Raw genomic sequence first — 13,185 nt, forward strand, 5'->3', positions numbered from 1 at the left:
TTTTTTCGACGGGACAGTCACTTATTATTGAAAAAGGCCGGTTGAGCCGCGCCTGAAGCCGGAAGGCGGCATGCCCGCAATCTGCCGGAAGGCCTTATTAAATGCGCTGACCGAACCGAAACCACTTTCCATAGCGATACTCAGGATATTGTCTTTTCCGTTGATGAGCATGGCTTGGGCACGAGAAAGCCTGAGCAGCGTCAGATATTTGATCAGCGTCATACCCGTCGATTTACGAAAAACATTCATCGCATATTTGGGATGAAGGCCTGCCGCCCGCGCAATATTCGTCGCGTCTATGTCCTCCAGATAGTTGGCGGCGATGAAATCACACATGCGAACCACGGCTGTCGAGGCCGAATTGTCCTGTTTGATTGCATCGCGTGCGCAGGACCCCGACGAAACGATGTCGTAATGCTCCATGAACATGCGTTCAACTCGCAACATCAGCTCTTCCACGGCGTGTTCTGCTTTGGCCTCATCTCCGGACTTGAAGTAGCGTTGCCACCGCTGAAAATTTTCATCGTCTGCCTTGCCAGTTACCGACGTTACCATGGTCGCTCCACCCATCAACATTGCGGAGACAGTGGCGGGCAGCCGCATACGAAAGAAATGGAAGAGAGGCAGGTGCGCTCCCGCATAAAACGAATCTGCAGAGGATTCGTCCATCTGATGCGGTTGACCGCCCCAGAACAGGCACATCTGCCCGGCCTTCATAGTCAGTGAATGGTCTCCCATCCGATAATGCACAGAGCCGGAGATAACGTAATTCACCTCCACCTGCGCATGCCAATGCGGCATCAGCATCACCGGCGGATGGGCGTAGAAGAAATCGAGGTTCGTGGGCCATCCTTCGATGCTGCTTGCACCAGGCTGATAGAAGGCTCTCTCGGCAATCTTACTTTTCGACAATTTCACGTTCCCATTTTACGAGACAGATTTCGTCACGCCACTAATCTGCACATGTTCGCTTAAGAACGGCAATTGAAAAAGGGAGGTTTTCAATGTGCTTTAAACTCGCGGGCGTGTCGGTGTCGCTTGCCTTGCTTGCTGCCGTACCCGCCGCCGCACAATCCACCACCATAACTGTCTGGAGCTGGAATGTCGCGGCATCCGCCTTGAAATCCACACTGGAAGGTTTCAACAAGCAGTACCCGGACATCAAGGTGGATGTGCAGGACCTTGGAAACAATCAGGTCTACGACAAAGCCCTAGCGGCTTGCGCCGCCGGTGGCGAAGGCCTGCCGGATATCGTTACCGTCGAAAATTTCGAGGCCGAAGTCTTTTGGAGCCGCTTTCCGGACTGTTTCACAGATGTGACACAACTTGGCTACACGCCTGAAAAACAATCCCTTTTCCCTGAGTTTAAGCGAACGGAACTGGAGGTCGATGGCGTTGCCTATGCCGTGCCATGGGATTCCGGCCCGGTCGCCGTCTTCTATCGCCGCGACTATTACGAAAAGGCTGGTGTCGATCCGGCGAGCATCAAGACGTGGGACGATTTCATTGCCGCAGGCAAGAAGGTGATGGAAGCCAATCCCGGCACGGTGATGACGCAGGCTGACTTTAATGGCGATAGCGAATGGTTCCGCATGATCGCCAACGAGCAGGGCTGCGGTTACTTTTCGACAGATGGCCAGAATATCACCATCAGTCAGCCCGCCTGCGTGGCAACGCTGGAAAAGCTGAAGCAGATGAAGGATGCCGGCATCATCACCGCGGCAATCTGGGATGAAAAGATACAGGCAAACACAGCAGGCAAGGTGGCAAGCCAAATGTATGGCGGCTGGTACGAAGGGTCGATCCGGGCCGGCTCTCCCGATCTTTCGGGCAAATGGGGTGTCTATCCCATGCCAAGCGTGACGGCAGATGGACCGCGCGCAGCTAATCTCGGAGGTTCCTCGCTTGCCATCAGTTCCGTATCGGAAAACAAGGAAGCTGCCTGGAAATTCGTCGATTACGCACTGACGACGCCCGAAGGGCAGATCACGATGCTCAAATCCTTCGGGCTCGTGCCATCTCTTCTGTCGGCTGAGAAAGACCCGTTCGTGAAAGAACCGCAACCCTATTGGGGCGGACAGGCTGTCTGGACCGATATTCTGGCGACCTTGCCCAAGATCGTGCCGAGCAGAGGCACGGCTTTTCAGTCGGATGCGGAAGGCATCTACCGCGCCACGCAGACGAAATATCTGGCAGGCGGGTATCCTGATGCCAAGAGTGCGCTCGATGACGCTGCAAAGCAGATCGAGTCCGCAACGGGACTGCCTGTCGCAGAGTAACCTCCCAGCCGAAGTTGACCGGGCGCCCCAGGAATGGGGCGTCCACACCACTCGGCATTGAGCATCATCTTCAATCTGGCTTCGGGAGGTCGTAATGCCTTTACGGACTAGGATCGCCTATGCGTTTCTTGCGCCCTATCTTTTGATTTTCACCACATTCTGGCTATGGCCGATCATCAATTCGTTTTTGCTGTCGTTTCAAAACACGCGGGTCAATCCATGGCGCTTTGCCCCTTCCATGAACTGGGGGCGCCTGATTGGCGACCCGGCGTTTTACAATGCGCTTTATAATACGCTGATTATCCTGGTCATTCAGGTTCCGGTGATGATCGCGCTCGCCACCGTCATGGCAGTGTTGCTCAACTCACCGCTTCTGAAGGCGCGCCCGCTTTATCGCTTCGCGTTCTTCGCGCCGGTCGTGGTGGGCGAGGTGGCCTATGCGGCTGTGTTCCGCCTGATGTTCAGCGCGGACTTCGGTATTATCAACAAAATGATTACCGCGGTTGGTCTGTCGCCGGTACCATGGTTCGATAATGCAACAGCCGCCATGACTCTCATCATCATCGCCGTGACATGGCGCTGGGCAGGCTATAACGCCATCATCATGCTGGCCGGTCTGCAGTCCATTCCGGGTGATGTCTATGAGGCTGCTAGGCTGGATAATGTCAGCAAGCGTCAGCAGTTTTTCCACATAACGCTGCCGCTGCTCAAACCAATCATCATCTTTTGCGTCGTGCTTTCGGTCATCGGCACGATGCAACTCTTCACCGAGCCGTTCCTCATTACCAATCGAGGCGGGCCGGGCGGAGGTACGGAAACGCTTGGTATTTTCCTTTATCGCCAAGGCTTCACCTCGCTCAACTTCGGCTATGCCTCGGCAATCGCCTACACGATTGCGGCGTTGGCGATTTTCATCTCGCTGTTCAATCTTTGGGTTGGAAGGGAGCAGAAATGAAATCGAAATCCAGATCGCTTCTCTGGCAAAAGATCGCACTTCACGCAGCGTTGACGCCTCTTGCGATCATCTGGCTGTTTCCACTGTGGATGATGTTCGTTTTCTCAACCATGCCGGATTTCGGCATTTTCAGCCCTGATATCGAGCTGATCCCATCGACGCATTTCCTGGAGAACTTCCGCAATCTTCAGGCCGATACGGATTTCCTTCGGGCGATGTTCATCTCCATTACGGTTGCCGTCATCTATACCGTCCTCTCCGTGTTTCTGACATCAATGGCGGGCTGGGCGTTGGCGCGCTACCGGTTCGCTGGACGCTCCGTAGTGGTGGCCATCATCCTTGGCACAATTACGCTACCTTACGCCGTCGTCGTTATTCCGCAGTTCATCATGGTCGCGCGCGAATTCAAGCTGGCCAATACATGGGTCGCGCTCATCGTGCCGCCGCTTTTCAATTCGCTCGGGGTGCTGTTCATGCGCCAATCCTTTTCCATGATGCCCGGAGAGCTTTTCGATGCGGCGCGCGTGGAAGGCGTAACGGAGTGGCAGATATTCCTGCGTATCGCACTTCCGCTTGCGCGCCCTACCATGGCTGCCCTGTCCATCATCCTGTTTCTGGCATCGTGGAACAACTACCTCTGGCCGCTGCTCATCAATTCTCGCCCGGGCATGATGACCGCACCCGTGGCGCTCGGCACGCTGATCGGTCTCACCAAGGTTTCATGGGGTGGGATCATGGCAGGCGCAGTGCTGCTGACCGCGCCCATTCTCGTCGTCTTCGTGGCTTTGCAGCGCCATTTCATCGCCGGCATTTCCGCCGGCGCCGTCAAGTAATCCGGGAGGGGCCGCATGGCGGGACTTTCACTCAAAAATGTCGTCAAACGTTACGGTGCGCTGGAGGTTATTCACGGTGCCGATCTTGAAATAGCGGACGGCGAATTCGTCGTCTTCGTCGGCCCGTCCGGTTGTGGAAAGTCGACGCTGTTGCGGATGATCGCCGGGCTGGAAGATGTTTGCGGCGGTGAGATCGATATTGGCGGCACTGTCGTTAACGATGCCGAACCCGCCGATCGGGGCATTGCGATGGTGTTTCAGTCCTATGCGCTTTATCCGCATATGACGGTCGAGAACAATCTTTCCTTCGGTCTGCGCATGAATGGCAACCCAAAGGCCGACACGGAAAGCCGCGTCAGGCGGGCAGCCGAAATACTGCAGATCAACGAGTTGATGCAACGCAGGCCAAAGCAGCTTTCGGGCGGGCAGCGACAGCGTGTTGCGATCGGTCGCGCAATCGTGCGCGAACCGCAGGTGTTCCTGTTCGATGAACCTTTGTCCAACCTCGATGCCGAATTACGCGTCCAGATGCGGGTGGAAATCTCAAAGCTTCACAAGCAACTCGGCACAACGATGATTTACGTCACTCACGACCAGACGGAAGCGATGACGCTGGCGGACAAGATCGTGGTGCTGCGGGCAGGCAATATCGAACAGGTGGGTGCGCCGCTTGATCTTTACGACGATCCCGCCAACCGCTTCGTTGCCGGGTTCGTCGGCTCGCCAAAGATGAACTTCCTGCCCGGAACAGTCATCGGGCAGGGAGCGGACGGCTTGACGGTATCGTTGACCGATGATCCGGGCGTTAGGCTGACATTGCCGGTTGCGGCGCGACCGGGTGAGGGTGCGCCGGTGACGCTGGGCATTCGCCCGGAACATTTCAGCGATGCCGGAACCGCAGATGCGGACCTGACGGTAGAGGTCGATGTTGCGGAGCATCTCGGAAACACCAGCTACGTCTATGCCCATATGGCGGGACAAATTCCGCTGATCATTGAACGCCCGGAATCGCGCCACGTCGGCAAGATGGACCGGCTCACCGTCGCGCTTTCTGCAAACAAAACATTCCTTTTCGACAGCGACGGCACGCGCCTGCGCTGACTATTTTCCCAAGACCAGCAGTGAGGATACCATGCCCGACCAAGAACCAATCCGCTGGGGCATTATTGGCCCCGGCACGATCGCCAAAACTTTCGCAGAAGGCATCGCGCATTCGAACACCGGAAAGCTGGTGGCAATCGCTACCCGCAATCCATCCAAACCCGGTCTCGCCGATGGCTTTCCGGGTGCTCGCATCGTTCATGGATATGAGGCGCTCCTTTCTGATCCTGAAGTCGATGCCATCTACATCGCTACACCGCACACGGGCCATGCCGAGTGGGCCATCAAGGCGGTTCGCGCCGGCAAGCACGTGCTGGTGGAAAAACCTATTGCACTTTCCGCCTACGATGCGGATGCGATCTTCCACGAAGCGAAGAAGGCAGGTGTTTTCGCTGGTGAGGCATACATGTACCGCCTGCATCCGCAGACATCAAAGATTGTTGAGCTGGTGAAAAATGGCGTGATTGGAGAGGTTCGTATCATCCGCTCCAGCTTTGGTTTCGACATGGGAAGCTTTCGCCCGGAACACCGCCTGTTTGCCAATGATTCTGCTGGCGGCGGTATTCTGGATGTCGGTGGATACCCGGTTTCTATGGCACGGTTGATCGCAGGCGCGGCGTCAGGTCAGCCTTTCGCTGAGCCGATCAAGGTTTCGGGTGTCGCCCATCTCGGTCAATCCGGCGTGGATGAGTGGGCGTCTGCCGTTTTGAAGTTCCCGAACGATATAATTGCGGAAGTTTCTTGCTCCATCATGGCCAATCAGGACAACGTTCTGCGCATCATCGGTTCGAAAGGGCGTATCGAGGTTGAAGACTTCTGGTTTGCGTCCGGCCATAAGGGCGGTATCGGCAAAATAGATATCGTCAAAGGGAAGGAGCGGCAGACGGTGGAGGTCGCCGAGGAGCGCTGGCTTTACTCTTTTGAAGTAGATGCCGCCGGAGAAGCGATCCGCGCTGGAAGAACGGAATTCGATTCACCGGGGATGAGTTGGGCAGACACGCTCGGCAATCTCCGCGTCATGGATCAGTGGCGCGCTTCGGTTGGGCTGGAATATGGTGTGGAAACGTCCACAAAGCGATTGCTCAATGTCGCTGGCGGCAAGGTCGTGGCGGGGAGTTCCGTGCCGAGACGGCAGATTCCCGGGCTGTCGAAGCCAGCTTCCGTCGTAGCCCTCGGCTTCGAGTTTTTCCCGAACTTCGCGTCCGCATCGCTGACCCTCGATGCCTTTTACGAGGCAGGCGGCAATCTCTTCGACACGGCCTTCATTTACGCTGGAGGCAAAACGGAGACGATCTTTGGTGATTGGCATACGAGCCGCCAAGTGCCACGTGAAGAGATCGTTCTGATCGGAAAGGGTGCGCATTCGCCACTCTGCTATCCAGATGTCATCGCCAAGCAACTTGATCAAACGCTCGACAGAATGAGAACTGACTATGTGGACGCCTATTTCATGCATCGCGATAACACCGAAGTCCCGGTCGGTGAGTTCGTGGATGCGATGGATGCGGAGGTGAAGCGCGGCCGCATCCGCGGCGTTTTCGGAGGCTCCAACTGGACCAGACAGCGAATGGATGAGGCAATCGCCTACGCTCAGGAAACCGGAAAGACGGCACCCGCCGCACTCTCCAACAATTTCTCGCTAGCCGAGATGCTGGATCCGATCTGGGCCGGATGCGTGGCCGCCTCCGATGAGCCCTGGAAGGAATGGGCCAAGGAGCGGCAGATACCCAACTTCGCCTGGTCAAGCCAGGGCCGAGGCTTCTTCACCGAGAAGGCAGGACGTGACAAGCACGATGACGAGGAGATGGTCCGCGTCTGGTATTCAGAGCGCAACTTCCAGCGTCGTGACAGAGCGCTCGAACTTGCAAAAGAGCTTGGCCGTCATCCGATTCATATCGCTCTGGCCTATGTTATCGCGCAGCCGTTCCCTGTCATTCCCCTGATCGGCCCACGAACCGTTGCCGAACTGGAGGACAGCTTGTCTGCGCTCGACATCAACCTTACGCCCGAACAGCTTCGGTGGCTTGAAGCCTGATCAGGGTCGCGATAATTGGCCGCGTTCGCGCGGCCGAAACGCTACAGACTTGCCAACTCAAAGAGTAGCGAGGTGGTAGAGGGGCGTCTGGTGGTGGAAGGAGGGCCACTCCTGGGAAATGATAATTTCGGGTTTCGTGAGCTGTTTCATGCTGGATAAACTCTGACCGCTTGGATTTACAGGCGACACCGGTTTGTAAGGGCCTCTTCCTGAAGTTTTTGAACTGCCAGGGATGGTCACGATCTAGTCGAGAGCATTTTAATTGGATACTCGCGATCAAACGCGAGGCAAAATTTAAGTTGAGGCAGGTAACGTCACGACTGCCTCGAACCCGTCATTGATATTTTTCAGCAGGACCGTTCCGCCATACAACTCGGTAATCTCCTTTGCAATTCCAAGACCGAAGCCGCTTCCCGATACACTTTCATCCAGTCGCAACCCTGGACGGAAAGCCGTTTGGATCTTGTCTTCGGATATGCCGGGGCCATCATCTCTGATCAAGATTTCAACAGTTTGAGCTTTTCGCTGCGCGGAAACCAAGATCGTGTTCGCAGCCCATTTGAAGGCGTTGTCTAAAAGATTGCCGAGTATCTCATCCAGATCGTCGCGGTCGCAGCGGACGCTGAGCGTGGTGTCAACATCGCAGCGAACGGAAAGATTTCTGTCTCGATGGACATTTGACAAGACAAGAATGAGATCGTCGAGACGCGACCGCACTGAAGTATTTTGATCCGCGAAGTCTGCGACCGCGGACTTGCGTGCGTCAGCGAGATGGTGGCGAATTCGCCGATCGATGCGGTGAACCAGATCTCTCAGGCCGCCGTCCGGATCATTTCTGTCAGTCAAGCCAAGCGTCAGGCTTGCGACGGGGGTTTTGAGGCCATGGGCCATGTTGGCAAACTGAACCCGTGTATTTTCCAAGCGCTGAGCATTCAGTGCAATCAGGCGATTGATCTCGGCAGAGACTGGTTTCAGTTCTTCAACATTGACATCCGACAAGCTTGCTTTGCTCCCATTGGTGACTGCGCCAATGTCCGTCGTCAGGCGGTTGAGTGGCTTAAGGCCAAAACGCACTTGAAGATAAGTTCCGATCACGAGGCTAATGCCGAGCAGCAGCATGGCCGGCACCAGCCACATCAGTGATTGGAACGCCGGTTCGGTTAATGCAGACCGAGGCGCAGATGCCGTGATCTGGATCATTTGTCCGCCAATCATTGTCTGCAATGTTCGAACATAGAGCGGTCTGCCGCGAGCGTCTTCGGCCTCGTCTGGCCGTGGCCTTCCCGACGCAAGCTCGCGCCAGTCCGAATGGCGGCGCAACTTGAAATCATCAATCTCCGAGGAGCGTGAAGACAGGCTGGAATTTTGAGACTTGATCTGCCAGTACCATCCAGACCCAGGGCGATCGAAGGGTGGCCCGTCCGACTGAGCATCAAGCCTAAACGCGCCGCTCTCAGTCATCGTGAGAGCGCTCCTCAAACCCTCGATTTGAGTATCAAGCCGCTGATCGATTTGCTCGCGGACGACACTTGCGACGATGAACCAGAGGATTACGGATGCGACAAGAATGGCGCAACCGACAAAGGCGATAGAGAATGCGATCAGGCGTCCGGCTATTGATTTCGGTTGACGACGAAACCGGAACTTCATGATGCGGCTGCGGTCAACATGTAGCCACGCCCCCGAACCGTTTCTATGAAGTCGGAGCCGATCTTCCTGCGCAGTCTTGCCACGATGACCTCAAGTGAATTCGAATCCACGTCCGCGTCGCCATCATAGACCCGCTCCATCAATTCGCTTCGATCCACGACCACTTCCTTACGCAGGATCAGGCACGACAACACACGCCATTCCAGCGCTGTCAGCTTCAAGGGGACGCCGTCCTGCTCGAACGTGCCGAGCTGTGCATTGAAGACGATCGAACCGCAGGTGACGTTCGCACTTGCATGATTGTTGGCTCGACGGACAAGGGCGCGCAGCCGAAGCACCAGTTCCTCCACCTTGAAGGGCTTGGTCAGGAAGTCGTCTGCTCCTGCCTTGAAGCTCGCCACCTTGTCAGGCCAGCCATCGCGGGCGGTCAGAACCAGGACCGGGAACGCGCGGCCCGCTGCTCGCCACGACGAGAGAACCGAGACACCGTCGATCTTGGGGAGACCGAGATCAAGGACTGCGACATCGAAGGTTTCTGTCAGGCCCGCGTGCTGCCCGTCTTCACCATTACGCGCAACATCAACCACGAAGTTTTCGTTTTTGAGACTGCTGGCAATGCGGCTGGACAGGTCGCTATCGTCTTCGACGAGGAGGACACGCATAAGGACATTTACTCCGGGTGGCGGTGCTTTTTATGATGCTTACGCTTAACTCAAGCTGAACCAGTTGGTTCAGGCTGATGGCGGTACTCGCTTGCTAAAAAAGGTCATTCCACGAACAAAGGAGACCTGAAATGTCCATCACCCCTGAAACCGAAGCTACGCATCGTGAAGAAGAAGCCCGCAAAGTCCATCCGAAACCGAAGAAGCGACACGCAGCTGCATTGGCGGTCGGCGCCTTAACCCTTCTGGTCATCGGCGTTGCAGGCGGCGCTGGTGCAATGAAGTTGACGCGTCCCTCGATTGAGCTTGCCCCGCTTGCGCCGACCGCAATTTCCGCGATGTCGGAGGATAGCCTGATAAGCGTCAAAGGCAAAGTCGCGGAAATCTTTGGCAACAAATTCGTTATTCAGGACGATAGCGGACGTGCTCTGGTCGAAACCGGACCGGAAGGCGAGGGCGGAACGATCGTCAAGCAGGATGAGGTCGTGACTGTCCAGGGCCGCTTCGACAACGGCTTCCTCCACGGCAGCTATATCGTTCACGAGGATGGGAAGACAGACCAGTTGGGTCCTGCGGGCAAACCACCGCGCGGTCCCGAGCACGGTCCCCTCACGCATCTTTTGAAGTGAGGTAGTTTTGAAAGACAGCAAAGGACGCCCGGCTTTACGCTGGGCGTTCCTAGCAAATCTTTAAGGCTGCTCCAAATCAATTGGGTGCACCCTAATCTTTCAGCAGTGGGAGCAACTGTTGGCCCTGTCGCTCGATTTCTGTGAGGTAAGGTGTGTCCGAAAGGATAAAGCTGGTAATTCCGAGTTGACGGTATTTTTCAAGCGATGAAGCAACATCTGCTGCTGATCCGACGAGCCAGGTCGTACCTGCTCCGCCGCCGCCAACGCGGCCTGGAGCTGTATAGAGATTATCGTCCAGCACGTCGCCCCTATGTTGCAGGTCGTACAGTCGCTGCTGGCCCACCGCGACGGACTGCAAATGGTCGTTCCATCGAGCGCCGGCTCCTTTTGCCATCTCCGCGACCTTATTTTCGGCGTCGCGCCATGCTTCGGCGGTCGTGCTTCGCACCAGCGTCGTGATGCGTAAACCGAACTCGAGTGGCGGCAGGTCGCGGTCAAGCCGTTTGCCGAGTTCTTTCAGACGCTCAATCCGCTCCTGTATCGATTGAAGCGGCTCACCCCAGAAGAGTTGGACATCGGCCTCCGTAGCAGCGACCTTTTCAGCCGCTTCGGACGCGCCGCCGAAGTAGAGTTTGGGGTGGTGACGATCTTCCCTTATCGTGACGCGCGGCTGAGCGGTTGAGTTGGTAACCTGGAAGTGCTGCCCCTCGAAAGTCACGTCTTCTTCGGTCCAAAGCAGACGAACAAGCCGCATGAATTCCTTGGTCCGGGAATAACGCTGGGCCTGATCGCCTTCGCTATCGCCATAGGCAGCGAGTTTATCCTGACCCGAGACGATGTTGATGCGTAAACGGCCCCCTGAGAGCTGATCGAGGGTCGCAGCCGACGAGGCAAAGTGGGCTGGCTGCCAATAACCTGGACGAATTGCTGCCAGTGGCTCGAAAGTCGATGTCTGTGCAGCAATCGCTGTGGCCACTGTGAACGTGTCGGGACGACCCCAGCCGGTACCGATCAGCGCGCCTTTCCAGCCATTTTGTTCCAGAGCCTTTGCCTGGGACGTAAGTGTGGCAAGGCTATTATGATCGGCCGAGGCAATGTCTCCGCGGTGGCCAGCTTTCACATCGTTCGGAATATACCAGAGGAATTCGCTCGCGCCGCTCATGCCATTATCCTAATTGTCATACTCAGTGTCTCTCGAGCTTCTGGGCGATCCTGTCGCCCAGCCACTGAATGCCGCAAGCGACGACGATCAAGACCACGACGACGGCGATCATGACGTTGGTTTCAAAGCGCTGATAACCGTAGCGGATGGCAAGATCGCCCAAGCCTCCCGCTCCAATGGCGCCCGCCATGGCGGAGGCACCTATGAGGGTCACCAGTGTCACGGTGAAGCCCGCGACGATGCCTGGAAGGGCTTCCGGCACAAGGACTTCGCGGATGGACGTGAGCTCTCAAGGCCCGACCTCGTGTTGATCGCCATCATTTGCCTGGCCGTGCTCGGCAAGATTTCAGATAGCGTATTCAAACTCATTGAATATCGCTGCCTGTCCTGGCGAGACACATATTCGACCTCGATTGAAGGGAAAACTGCATGAGCCTTCTCGATATCGATGTGCGCGAAAAATCCTTTGGGAACACCGTTGTCCTGAATGATATTCATCTTCACCTTGAAGATGGCGAAGCTGCAGTGCTGCTTGGGCCGAGCGGATGCGGCAAGAGTACGCTTCTGCGCATAGCCGCGGGTCTCGACCAGCGCTTTGCCGGAGAAGTCTCGGTCAATGTACAGCGGGATCATGGCAGATCGTCATTTCCGCCCGTTGCTTTTGTGTTCCAAGAGCCGCGGTTGATGCCGTGGCTGACGGTGGCGCAGAATATCGGCTATGCAGATGGTCGCCGCTTCGATGTTTCCAAGGTCAACCGACTGATTGAGGATGTCGGATTGGATGGGCATGCAGCCACGTTGCCGAAGGCGCTATCCGGGGGCATGGCACAGCGTGTTGCGATTGCGCGCGCGCTTTACACAGAACCCCGAATATTGCTGTTGGATGAACCGTTTAGCGCGGTGGACGCGTTTACGCGCATGAAGTTGCAGGACCTGATCCTAAAGCTCGTGGAGCAGCGCGGCATATCGTTTCTGCTTGTCACTCACGATATTGACGAAGCGCTCTATCTTGGTGACAGGATTTACATGATGGGCGCCAAAAATGGTGGCATCCAGAAAGATATCGACGTCGATGTCGCCCGCCCAACCCGTCGTTTCATCGCGCGCGAGGCAGGTGCAAGCGAGGAACAGGTGCTTGCCGCCAACGGGGCAGAGGTTCACCGCCACCTTGGCCTTGGGCTTGATGCAGACCTCGTGGCGGCTGTCGGCCACTACAAGGATTTCCTGCATCAATGGGGTTTCCTTGAAAAAGATTTCGACCTTGCTGAATGGATCGACGCCCGTTTCGTGACGGCAAATGAGAGGGCGGTGGCATGAGCGTTGTATCTTCCGCCGTTTCGAACGCGCCAGCGCAGCCGCCCTATCCTGTTGCGGTCGCAACCGACTGGACGAAAATTGTAGTCTGACGGCTGCGGGCCACGACAAGAGCGGCGAATTCGCTACTGGGAATTTAGAGGCGCTTTTCAAGTCGGGCCCGCTGGGTCTTGTCGCAGCTGAGACGAACTGCGGATGGAAAGCGGGTATGTACCGAGTTCGCCGATATAATCCACCCGCGACATGATGCTGCGCAGCCAAAATGGCTCCGCACCGCGACCTGCCGCTGCCGCCGAAAAAATACAGCAGCTAAAAACCGCTGGAGCAAACTGAAAAATGGATAAAACTTGGGGGAAGTTTACATCGCCCAAATTCCTCCAGTTCCAATCGGCGCTTTCAACACCAAAATTCAGACCTGCACGAACAGACAGAATTCCGGTCTCTGGTTCCGCAACCCTGTATCGAGAGAGGTGGCTCAGTTTGTTTGAACAGTTTCGGGCGTTTCGCTAAGTGGATTTCCGCCTCGATTATGCCGCCACCATCATTGGCGTCAGCGCGTTGAAGT

The 13,185-nt window shown here is 56.2% G+C and carries 12 protein-coding genes and 2 pseudogenes; 9 read left to right on the forward strand and 5 right to left on the reverse strand.

Annotation, left to right across the window (positions count from 1 at the left end):
* Positions 1 to 24 precede the first annotated feature (24 nt).
* Complete coding sequence (locus tag G6L28_RS18685; protein ID WP_174065408.1) at positions 25 to 912, reverse strand: helix-turn-helix domain-containing protein; 888 nt, start codon at positions 910 to 912, stop codon at positions 25 to 27.
* Between the two features lie 92 nt (positions 913 to 1,004).
* Here G6L28_RS18685 and G6L28_RS18690 point away from each other — a divergent pair, with 92 nt between their 5' ends.
* The 5 genes from G6L28_RS18690 (at position 1,005) to G6L28_RS18710 (ending at position 7,203) form a co-directional block, all read left to right on the forward strand.
* The gene (locus tag G6L28_RS18690) at positions 1,005 to 2,279 is read left to right on the forward strand and encodes an ABC transporter substrate-binding protein (RefSeq protein WP_174065411.1); all 1,275 of its coding nucleotides are present in this window, start codon (positions 1,005 to 1,007) and stop codon (positions 2,277 to 2,279) included.
* Between the two features lie 94 nt (positions 2,280 to 2,373).
* Positions 2,374 to 3,234 carry a carbohydrate ABC transporter permease gene (locus G6L28_RS18695; protein ID WP_174065413.1) on the forward strand — a complete coding sequence of 287 codons (861 nt, stop codon included), beginning with the start codon at positions 2,374 to 2,376 and terminating at the stop codon, positions 3,232 to 3,234.
* On the forward strand, positions 3,231 to 4,067 hold the full coding sequence (locus tag G6L28_RS18700; protein ID WP_174065415.1) for a carbohydrate ABC transporter permease: 837 nt from the start codon (positions 3,231 to 3,233) through the stop codon (positions 4,065 to 4,067). The genes G6L28_RS18695 and G6L28_RS18700 overlap by 4 nt, the downstream gene beginning before the upstream one ends.
* Positions 4,068 to 4,082: 15 nt before the next feature.
* Positions 4,083 to 5,168: an ABC transporter ATP-binding protein gene (locus tag G6L28_RS18705; RefSeq protein ID WP_174065416.1), complete on the forward strand. Its 1,086-nt coding sequence runs from the start codon at positions 4,083 to 4,085 to the stop codon at positions 5,166 to 5,168.
* A 31-nt stretch (positions 5,169 to 5,199) separates the two neighbouring features.
* Positions 5,200 to 7,203 (forward strand): aldo/keto reductase, encoded by a 2,004-nt coding sequence (locus G6L28_RS18710; RefSeq protein WP_174065418.1) that lies wholly within the window; start codon positions 5,200 to 5,202, stop codon positions 7,201 to 7,203.
* Between the two features lie 294 nt (positions 7,204 to 7,497).
* Here the strand turns inward: G6L28_RS18710 and G6L28_RS18715 are convergent, their stop codons facing one another.
* Entirely contained in the window at positions 7,498 to 8,403 is a 906-nt protein-coding gene (locus tag G6L28_RS18715) for a sensor histidine kinase (RefSeq protein ID WP_234902642.1), read from the reverse strand.
* Between the two features lie 165 nt (positions 8,404 to 8,568).
* Here G6L28_RS18715 and G6L28_RS22940 point away from each other — a divergent pair, with 165 nt between their 5' ends.
* A complete protein-coding gene (locus G6L28_RS22940; protein WP_234902643.1) occupies positions 8,569 to 8,823 on the forward strand; it encodes a hypothetical protein in 255 nt (84 codons plus the stop codon).
* 26 nt (positions 8,824 to 8,849) lie between these two features.
* On the opposite strand, the gene G6L28_RS18720 is transcribed toward G6L28_RS22940, so the two are convergent.
* The gene (locus tag G6L28_RS18720; protein ID WP_174065422.1) at positions 8,850 to 9,515 is read right to left on the reverse strand and encodes a response regulator transcription factor; all 666 of its coding nucleotides are present in this window, start codon (positions 9,513 to 9,515) and stop codon (positions 8,850 to 8,852) included.
* A gap of 131 nt (positions 9,516 to 9,646) precedes the next feature.
* Here G6L28_RS18720 and G6L28_RS18725 point away from each other — a divergent pair, with 131 nt between their 5' ends.
* Positions 9,647 to 10,144, forward strand: coding sequence for a hypothetical protein (locus G6L28_RS18725; protein ID WP_174065424.1), 498 nt, complete (start codon positions 9,647 to 9,649; stop codon positions 10,142 to 10,144).
* A gap of 91 nt (positions 10,145 to 10,235) precedes the next feature.
* On the opposite strand, the gene G6L28_RS18730 is transcribed toward G6L28_RS18725, so the two are convergent.
* Together G6L28_RS18730 and G6L28_RS18735 are read right to left on the reverse strand one after the other, a co-directional pair.
* Positions 10,236 to 11,306 carry an LLM class flavin-dependent oxidoreductase gene (locus tag G6L28_RS18730; protein ID WP_174065426.1) on the reverse strand — a complete coding sequence of 357 codons (1,071 nt, stop codon included), beginning with the start codon at positions 11,304 to 11,306 and terminating at the stop codon, positions 10,236 to 10,238.
* Positions 11,307 to 11,328: 22 nt separating this feature from the next.
* Positions 11,329 to 11,589 (reverse strand): annotated as a pseudogene (locus G6L28_RS18735) (ABC transporter permease subunit); the annotation flags it as partial.
* A gap of 146 nt (positions 11,590 to 11,735) precedes the next feature.
* Between G6L28_RS18735 and G6L28_RS18740 the strand changes: the two are divergent.
* Both G6L28_RS18740 and G6L28_RS23150 read left to right on the forward strand, forming a co-directional pair.
* Entirely contained in the window at positions 11,736 to 12,623 is an 888-nt protein-coding gene (locus G6L28_RS18740) for an ABC transporter ATP-binding protein (protein ID WP_174065434.1), read from the forward strand.
* Positions 12,620 to 12,831 (forward strand): annotated as a pseudogene (locus G6L28_RS23150) (acyl-CoA dehydrogenase); the annotation flags it as partial. The gene G6L28_RS18740 and the pseudogene G6L28_RS23150, both read left to right, overlap by 4 nt.
* Between the last annotated feature and the right edge of the window lie 354 nt (positions 12,832 to 13,185).

It is taken from the genome of Agrobacterium larrymoorei, assembly GCF_013322225.1.
GTDB classification, from domain to species: domain Bacteria; phylum Pseudomonadota; class Alphaproteobacteria; order Rhizobiales; family Rhizobiaceae; genus Agrobacterium; species Agrobacterium larrymoorei_A.

What these genes read in the sequence shown, in the direction of transcription:
- G6L28_RS18690 (WP_174065411.1), top strand. Translation starts at nt 1,005, where the DNA reads ATGTGCTTTAAACTCGCGGGCGTGTCGGTGTCGCTTGCCTTGCTTGCT.
- G6L28_RS18695 (WP_174065413.1), top strand. Translation starts at nt 2,374, where the DNA reads ATGCCTTTACGGACTAGGATCGCCTATGCGTTTCTTGCGCCCTATCTT.
- G6L28_RS18700 (WP_174065415.1), top strand. Translation starts at nt 3,231, where the DNA reads ATGAAATCGAAATCCAGATCGCTTCTCTGGCAAAAGATCGCACTTCAC.
- G6L28_RS18705 (WP_174065416.1), top strand. Translation starts at nt 4,083, where the DNA reads ATGGCGGGACTTTCACTCAAAAATGTCGTCAAACGTTACGGTGCGCTG.
- G6L28_RS18710 (WP_174065418.1), top strand. Translation starts at nt 5,200, where the DNA reads ATGCCCGACCAAGAACCAATCCGCTGGGGCATTATTGGCCCCGGCACG.
- G6L28_RS18715 (WP_234902642.1), bottom strand. Translation starts at nt 8,403, where the DNA reads ATGATCCAGATCACGGCATCTGCGCCTCGGTCTGCATTAACCGAACCG.
- G6L28_RS18720 (WP_174065422.1), bottom strand. Translation starts at nt 9,515, where the DNA reads ATGCGTGTCCTCCTCGTCGAAGACGATAGCGACCTGTCCAGCCGCATT.
- G6L28_RS18725 (WP_174065424.1), top strand. Translation starts at nt 9,647, where the DNA reads ATGTCCATCACCCCTGAAACCGAAGCTACGCATCGTGAAGAAGAAGCC.
- G6L28_RS18730 (WP_174065426.1), bottom strand. Translation starts at nt 11,306, where the DNA reads ATGAGCGGCGCGAGCGAATTCCTCTGGTATATTCCGAACGATGTGAAA.
- G6L28_RS18740 (WP_174065434.1), top strand. Translation starts at nt 11,736, where the DNA reads ATGAGCCTTCTCGATATCGATGTGCGCGAAAAATCCTTTGGGAACACC.